Origin of the sequence: Escherichia sp. E14S1, assembly GCF_004211995.1 — a bacterium.
In the GTDB taxonomy this organism is placed as follows: domain Bacteria; phylum Pseudomonadota; class Gammaproteobacteria; order Enterobacterales; family Enterobacteriaceae; genus Escherichia.
In genome coordinates, this window is sequence record NZ_RHJQ01000024.1 from 23,029 (window position 1) to 30,944 (window position 7,916).

Below are 7,916 nucleotides of genomic sequence, written 5' to 3' on the forward strand. Positions count from 1 at the left end.
CGTGAATTAACGCCTGATTTGTCGTACCTGGAGTCTTCCCTTTCGCCCCCCGTCTGGTCTACATTTGGGGGGCGAAAAAAAGTGGCTATCGGTGCGCGTATGCAGGAGAGTGCTATTCTGGCATTTCCGTCGCACTCGATGCTTAGCAAGCGATAAACACATTGTAAGGATAACTTATGAACAAGACTCAACTGATTGATGTAATTGCAGAGAAAGCAGAACTGTCCAAAACCCAGGCTAAAGCTGCTCTGGAGTCCACTCTGGCTGCAATTACTGAGTCTCTGAAAGAAGGCGATGCTGTACAACTGGTTGGTTTCGGTACCTTCAAAGTGAACCACCGCGCTGAGCGTACTGGCCGCAACCCGCAGACCGGTAAAGAAATCAAAATCGCCGCTGCGAACGTACCGGCATTTGTTTCTGGCAAGGCACTGAAAGACGCAGTTAAGTAAGATTGCGTGGCAGTGAACAGTTTTAACGAAGGGGTGGTTTCACCCCTTTTGTCTTTCTGGCGTCGCTCATTGATGCTGGCAGGCGCGCTGTTTCTTACTGCTTGTAGCCATAACTCCTCACTTCCTCCCTTTACCGCCAGTGGATTTGCTGAAGATCAGGGCGCGGTACGCATCTGGCGAAAAGACAGCGGCGATAATGTCCATCTGCTTGCCGTATTTAGCCCGTGGCGCAATGGCGATACCACGACGCGAGAGTATCGCTGGCAGGGCGATAACCTCACGCTTATCAATATCAATGTTTACAGCGAACCGCCGGTGAACATTCGCGCGCGTTTTGACGATCGCGGCGATCTGAGCTTTATGCAACGTGAATCCGACGGGGAAAAGCAGCAGCTTTCTAACGACCAAATTGATTTATATCGTTATCGTGCTGACCAAATCCGCCAGATTAGCGATGCCTTACGTCAGGGGAGAGTCGTGCTGCGTCAGGGGCGCTGGCATGCGATGGAACAGACCGTGACCACCTGCGAAGGGCAAACCATTAAACCTGATTTAGATTCGCAGGCGATAGCGCATATCGAGCGCCGCCAGAGCCGCTCTTCTGTTGATGTCAGCGTGGCATGGCTGGAAGCGCCCGAAGGTTCGCAATTACTGTTAGTGGCAAACTCTGATTTCTGTCGCTGGCAACCCAACGAGAAAACGTTCTGATTTACCAGTGGCCCATTCCCATATGACCGCCACCACCACCGCAGCCGCCGTAACCCATGCCCATTCCGGTACCGCGCGGAATACCCGCTTCAGCCATCGCAATATCCCGTTTCACCCGTAACTCATCTAACGACTGACGCAAAGCCTCCATCTCTTTGGCGACCGCGTTAATTTTGCTGCTATCCGGTGGATTAGCGGCTAACAGGGCATTGTATTCATAACGCTTCGTCACCAGTTGCTGTTGCAGTGCGCTGCTTTGAGCGTAAAAGTCATTATGGATTTTCTGCCACGCTGTCTGTTGTTCGCTGGTCAAAGGCACGGCATTTTGCTGCCACATACCGTGTCCGCCGTGAGCAAATGCAGATGTCGATCCCATCGTCATTGCTGAAAGCGCCATCATCACCAGGGCAATTTTCGTGTTCCGTTTCATGGTTAATCCTCCAGTGGTTGTCTTACTTTGGGTATTGCATCTTTCGTGCCAACAACGAAACGCTGATATGACGGGCAATCTGGCGTGATAAGCGAGTAAAAATGACTCGCCTGCTGTGGGTAGCGAGTCATTTTTACTCATTGAAACTTAAGTCTTTGTGTTACAGCGCAGGGTAAGCGCTGCTAAAAGATGGCATGATTTCTGCTGTCAAAAAGGGATGAACAGGCAAAGAAGAAGATACGTTTTATGCGACGTTCTAAAGACACCTTAGCCAAATGGTTAAGCGCGATCCTCCCCGTGGTCATTGTTGGGCTGGTGGGATTGTTTGCGGTAACTGTGATTCGTGATTATGGGCGGGCAAGCGAGGCTGACCGTCAGGCATTACTGGAAAAAGGTAATGTGCTCATTCGCGCTCTGGAGTCAGGAAGCCGCGTAGGGATGGGGATGCGAATGCACCATGTGCAGCAACAGGCGCTTCTGGAAGAGATGGCTGGCCAGCCTGGGGTGTTGTGGTTTGCGGTCACCGATGCACAGGGCATCATTATTCTTCATAGCGACCCCGAAATGGTTGGGCGTGCACTCTATTCGCCGGATGAAATGCAGCAGTTAAAGCCAGAGGAAAACTCCCGCTGGAGACTGCTTGAGGATGCAGAAAAAACGCCTGCGCTTGAGGTCTATCGTTTGTTCCAGCCAATGTCATCGCCCTGGCGGCATGGTATGCACAATATGCCGCGCTGTAACGGCAAAGCTGTGCCACAGGCAGAAGCACAACAGGCTATTTTCATCGCCGTTGACGCCAGCGATTTGGTTGCAACCCAGAGTGGGGAAAAGCGCAATACCCTGATTATCCTCTTCGCTCTGGCGACGGTCATGCTGGCAAGCGTGTTGTCATTCTTCTGGTATCGCCGGTATCTGCGCTCGCGCCAGCTGTTGCAGGATGAAATGAAGCGCAAAGAGAAGCTGGTGGCGCTGGGGCATCTGGCGGCAGGCGTTGCCCACGAAATCCGTAACCCGCTTTCCTCGATTAAAGGGCTGGCGAAATATTTTGCCGAACGTGCGCCAGCAGGGGGAGAAGCGCATCAACTGGCGCAGGTGATGGCGAAAGAAGCCGACCGTTTAAACCGCGTGGTAAGCGAGCTGCTGGAACTGGTTAAACCAACGCATCTGGCTTTGCAGGGGGTGGATCTCAACACTCTGATTAACCACTCATTACAGCTGGTAAGCCAGGATGCAAACAGCCGGGAGATCCAGTTACGCTTTACCGCCAACGACATGTTGCCGGAAATTCAGGCCGATCCGGACAGGCTGACTCAGGTCCTGTTGAATCTCTATCTCAATGCCATTCAGGCGATTGGTCAGCATGGCGTGATTAGCGTGACGGCCAGCGAAAGCGGCGCAGGCGTGAAAATTAGTGTTACTGACAGCGGTAAGGGAATTGCGGCGGATCAGCTTGAAGCCATCTTCACCCCGTACTTCACCACTAAAGCCGAAGGCACCGGGCTGGGGCTGGCGGTCGTGCATAATATTGTTGAACAACACGGTGGTACAATTCAGGTCGCAAGCCAGGAGGGGAAAGGCGCAACGTTCACCCTCTGGCTTCCGGTCAATATTACGCGTAAGGACCCACAAGGATGACGCACGATAATATCGATATTCTGGTGGTGGATGATGACATTAGCCACTGCACTATTTTGCAGGCTTTGCTGCGCGGCTGGGGCTATAACGTCGCGCTGGCGAACAGCGGGCGACAGGCGCTGGAGCAGGTGCGGGAACAGGTTTTTGATCTTGTGCTTTGCGATGTGCGAATGGCAGAAATGGACGGCATCGCCACGCTGAAAGAGATCAAAGCGTTAAATCCGGCGATTCCGGTACTGATTATGACCGCTTACTCCAGCGTCGAGACGGCGGTAGAGGCGTTGAAAACCGGGGCGCTGGATTATCTCATCAAACCGCTGGATTTCGATAACCTGCAGGCGACGCTGGAAAAGGCGCTCGCGCATACGCACAGTGTCGATGCTGAAATACCTGCGGTGTCCGCCAGCCAGTTCGGTATGGTCGGTAAAAGCGCAGCGATGCAACACCTGCTCGGTGAAATTGCCCTTGTCGCGCCATCGGAAGCTACGGTGCTGATCCACGGCGATTCCGGTACCGGTAAAGAGCTGGTCGCCAGGGCGATTCACGCCAGTAGCGCACGTAGCGAAAAACCGCTGGTAACGCTCAACTGTGCGGCACTCAACGAATCCTTGCTGGAATCTGAATTGTTCGGTCACGAAAAAGGGGCGTTTACCGGGGCCGACAAACGGCGGGAAGGGCGCTTTGTTGAGGCGGATGGCGGCACGCTGTTTCTCGATGAAATTGGCGATATCTCGCCGATGATGCAGGTCCGTCTGCTGCGTGCGATTCAGGAGCGTGAAGTTCAGCGTGTCGGCAGCAACCAGACTATTTCGGTCGATGTCCGGCTGATTGCCGCGACCCATCGCGATCTTGCCGCAGAGGTAAATGCCGGGCGTTTTCGCCAGGATCTCTACTATCGCCTGAACGTGGTGGCGATTGAAGTGCCATCGCTGCGGCAACGGCGGGAGGATATTCCTCTGCTGGCTAACCATTTTCTTCAGCGGTTTGCTGAACGCAATCGCAAAGCGGTAAAAGGCTTTACGCCACAGGCAATGGATCTGTTGATTCATTACGATTGGCCGGGAAATATTCGCGAGCTGGAAAATGCGGTGGAACGGGCGGTGGTGCTGCTGACCGGGGAATATATTTCCGAACGCGAGCTGCCGCTGGCGATTGCGAGTACGCCGATCCCGCTGGCGCAAAGTCAGGATATTCAGCCGCTGGTGGAAGTGGAAAAAGAGGTGATTCTGGCGGCACTGGAGAAAACGGGCGGCAACAAAACCGAAGCCGCCCGTCAGTTAGGGATCACGCGTAAAACGCTATTGGCAAAACTGTCGCGTTAGTTCTGCTCGCGTTCGATAGCGCGCCAGCCGATATCTTTCCGGCAGAAGCAGTCATCCCAGTGGATATCGGTCATTAAGGCATAGGCGCGTTTCTGCGCCTCTGCCACGGTATGACCCAGCGCGGTGATGCACAGTACGCGCCCGCCGCAGGTCACTACCTGCTCGTCATCCGCCAGTTTCGTGCCAGCGTGGAACACTTTGCCGCCTGCCACTTCTTCCAGCGGCAGGCCGTGGATCACATCGCCGGTGCGGTAATCAGCCGGATACCCGCCCGCAGCCATCACCACGCCGAGAGATGCACGTTCATCCCACTCTGACGTTTTCTCGTCCAGCGTACCTTCACAGGCTGCCAGGCAGAGCTCAACCAGATCTGACTTCATGCGCAGCATAATCGGCTGAGTTTCCGGATCGCCAAAGCGGCAGTTAAATTCGATAACCTTCGGGTTGCCCTGTTTGTCGATCATCAGGCCCGCATAGAGAAAACCGGTGTAGGTGTTGCCTTCCGCCGCCATGCCTTTCACGGTTGGCCAGATGATACGTTCCATGGTGCGCTGATGAACTTCATCAGTTACCACTGGCGCAGGAGAGTAAGCGCCCATTCCGCCAGTGTTTGGCCCGGTATCTTTATCGCCTACGCGTTTGTGATCCTGGCTGGTGGCCATCGGCAGCACATGCTCGCCGTCCACCATCACGATAAAACTCGCTTCTTCGCCGTCGAGGAACTCTTCGATCACAATGCGATGACCCGCGTCGCCAAAAGCGTTGCCCGCCAGCATATCGTGAACAGCCGCTTCGGCTTCTTCCAGCGTCATCGCCACGATAACGCCTTTCCCGGCAGCCAGACCGTCAGCTTTAATGACGATTGGCGCGCCTTTCTCACGCAGATACGCCAGTGCAGGTTCTACCTCGGTGAAGTTCTGGTATTCCGCCGTAGGGATCTTATGGCGGGCCAGGAAATCTTTGGTAAACGCTTTCGAGCCTTCAAGTTGTGCGGCACCTGCGGTTGGGCCGAAGATTTTCAGCCCGGCGGCGCGGAAGGTATCAACCACGCCTTTCACCAGCGGCGCTTCCGGGCCGACGATGGTTAGATCTACCTTTTCGTTTTGCGCGAAATCCAGCAGCGCCGGGATATCGGTCACGCCGATAGCGACGTTTTGCAGCATGGGTTCCAGCGCAGTGCCTGCGTTACCCGGAGCAACAAAAACAGTTTCAACCAGCGGCGACTGGGCCGCTTTCCAGGCCAGTGCGTGCTCGCGCCCGCCGTTACCAATCACTAATACTTTCATCTATTGCTCCATTAATGGCGGAAGTGGCGCATGTCGGTGAAGAGCATCGCAATACCGTGCTCGTCGGCGGCGGCAATCACTTCGTCATCGCGGATAGAACCGCCAGGCTGGATTACGCAGGTCACGCCCGCCGCAGCGGCGGCATCAATACCGTCACGGAACGGGAAGAACGCGTCAGAAGCCATAGAGGAACCTTTCACTTCCAGGCCTTCATCGGCGGCTTTAATACCGGCGATTTTCGCGGAGTACACGCGGCTCATCTGGCCCGCGCCAATGCCGATGGTCATATTGTTTTTGGCATAGACGATAGCGTTGGATTTCACGAATTTCGCTACTTTCCAGCAGAACAGCGCATCACGCAGTTCCTGTTCGGTCGGCTGACGTTTGGTGACGACGCGCAGTTCTTCCGCACCGACCATCCCCAGATCGCGATCCTGAACCAGCAGACCGCCGTTCACGCGTTTGAAATCAAGACCCGGAATACGTTCGCCCCACTGACCGCAGGTCAGAACGCGTACGTTCTGCTTGGCGGCGGTGATTTTCAGGGCTTCTTCGCTGGCGGACGGCGCAATAATCACTTCGACAAACTGACGAGAAATGATGGCCTGTGCGGTTTCAGCATCCAGCTCGCGGTTAAAAGCAATAATGCCGCCGAATGCGGAGGTTGGGTCGGTTTTGTACGCGCGATCGTAAGCATCAAGAAGGGAATTACCGATAGCCACGCCGCAAGGGTTGGCGTGCTTAACAATCACACATGCCGGCTCGGCGAACTCTTTCACGCACTCCAGCGCTGCATCGGTATCGGCGATGTTGTTATAAGAGAGGGCCTTACCCTGAACCTGGGTTGCTGTGGCAACGGAGGCTTCTTTTACATTCTCTTCTATATAGAAGGCAGCCTGCTGGTGGCTGTTCTCGCCGTAGCGCATATCCTGCTTCTTAATGAAGTTCAGATTCAGCGTACGCGGGAAGCGACCTGCGGCTTCTTTGCTTTCACCGTGATAGGCCGGAACCATGCTGCCGAAGTAGTTGGCAATCATGCTGTCGTAGGCGGCAGTGTGTTCGAAGGCTTTGATAGCGAGGTCGAAACGGGTTGCAAGCGTCAGCGATCCTTCGTTGGCATCCATCTCTTTAATAATGGCGTCGTAGTCGCTGCTCTTCACGACGATTGCGACATCTTTATGGTTCTTGGCGGCGGAGCGCACCATGGTTGGGCCGCCGATATCGATGTTCTCAACCGCATCTTCTAGCGAGCAGCCTTCACGAGCAACGGTCTGGGCGAACGGATACAGGTTAACAACCACCATATCGATAGGCTGGATCTGATGTTCTTCCATAATGGCATCGTCCTGGCCGCGACGGCCCAGAATGCCACCATGTACTTTCGGATGCAGGGTCTTCACGCGTCCATCCATCATCTCCGGGAAGCCGGTGTAATCGGAAACTTCGGTTACCGGCAGACCTTTTTCTGCTAACAGACGGGCAGTGCCCCCTGTAGACAGCAGCTCCACACCGCGTGCGGAAAGTGCCTGGGCGAATTCGACGATACCGGCTTTGTCAGAAACACTGAGCAGAGCGCGGCGGACTGGACGACGTTGTTGCATGGTAAATCCCCTGGATTTGACTATTACAGAGAGCGTTAGCTGAATTTTTCGCGAAAAACTCAGCTAACGCCCCTAACGGGGCATCCTTATTTTTCGCCCGCATTGTAACGAAAACGTTTGCGCAACGCTCGCGAATTTTTCTCTTTCAATGGCGATCACTATTTTGACTGTGCTTACCGTGTGAGAAATGCAGAAATTATGCTGATGATTGTGGATAACTCTGTGCGTAAAAAGGTATAAAGCGGGGGGTTGCTGGGGAATGCAGCAGTCAGTCATTTTTTTGCAATTTTTCTATTGCGACCTACGGAGAACTCCCTATAATGCGCCTCCATCGACACGGCGGATGTGAATCACTTCACACAAACAGCCGGTTCGGTTGAAGAGAAAAATCCTGAAATTCAGGGTTGACTCTGAAAGAGGAAAGCGTAATATACGCCACCTCGCGACAGTGAGCTGAAAGCCGCGTCGCAACTGCTCTTTAACAA

Annotated in this window: 7 protein-coding genes; 4 read left to right on the forward strand and 3 right to left on the reverse strand. The window is 54.3% G+C overall.

Going from position 1 to position 7,916, the window contains the following annotated elements:
• Window positions 1-176: 176 nt before the first annotated feature.
• Together hupA and D9734_RS20680 are read left to right on the forward strand one after the other, a co-directional pair.
• Window positions 177-449: a nucleoid-associated protein HU-alpha gene (gene hupA / locus D9734_RS20675; RefSeq protein WP_001044513.1), complete on the forward strand. Its 273-nt coding sequence runs from the start codon at window positions 177-179 to the stop codon at window positions 447-449.
• Between the two features lie 12 nt (window positions 450-461).
• Entirely contained in the window at window positions 462-1,157 is a 696-nt protein-coding gene (locus tag D9734_RS20680; RefSeq protein WP_130210175.1) for a DUF1481 domain-containing protein, read from the forward strand.
• A 1-nt stretch (window position 1,158) separates the two neighbouring features.
• Here D9734_RS20680 and zraP read toward each other — a convergent pair whose 3' ends face one another.
• Window positions 1,159-1,587, reverse strand: a complete 429-nt coding sequence (gene zraP / locus D9734_RS20685; RefSeq protein WP_130210163.1) for a zinc resistance sensor/chaperone ZraP — start codon at window positions 1,585-1,587, stop codon at window positions 1,159-1,161.
• Window positions 1,588-1,824: 237 nt separating this feature from the next.
• Between zraP and zraS the strand changes: the two genes are divergently transcribed.
• Together zraS and zraR are read left to right on the forward strand one after the other, a co-directional pair.
• Window positions 1,825-3,222, forward strand: a complete 1,398-nt coding sequence (gene zraS, locus D9734_RS20690) for a two-component system sensor histidine kinase ZraS (RefSeq protein ID WP_130210165.1) — start codon at window positions 1,825-1,827, stop codon at window positions 3,220-3,222.
• The gene (gene zraR / locus D9734_RS20695) at window positions 3,219-4,544 is read left to right on the forward strand and encodes a sigma-54-dependent response regulator transcription factor ZraR (protein WP_130210167.1); all 1,326 of its coding nucleotides are present in this window, start codon (window positions 3,219-3,221) and stop codon (window positions 4,542-4,544) included. Before zraS ends, zraR begins: the two co-directional genes overlap by 4 nt.
• On the opposite strand, the gene purD is transcribed toward zraR, so the two are convergent.
• Together purD and purH are read right to left on the reverse strand one after the other, a co-directional pair.
• Window positions 4,541-5,830 carry a phosphoribosylamine--glycine ligase gene (gene purD / locus D9734_RS20700; RefSeq protein WP_130210169.1) on the reverse strand — a complete coding sequence of 430 codons (1,290 nt, stop codon included), beginning with the start codon at window positions 5,828-5,830 and terminating at the stop codon, window positions 4,541-4,543. The genes zraR and purD overlap by 4 nt on opposite strands.
• Window positions 5,831-5,841: 11 nt before the next feature.
• Window positions 5,842-7,431: a bifunctional phosphoribosylaminoimidazolecarboxamide formyltransferase/IMP cyclohydrolase gene (gene purH, locus D9734_RS20705; protein WP_130210171.1), complete on the reverse strand. Its 1,590-nt coding sequence runs from the start codon at window positions 7,429-7,431 to the stop codon at window positions 5,842-5,844.
• Between the last annotated feature and the right edge of the window lie 485 nt (window positions 7,432-7,916).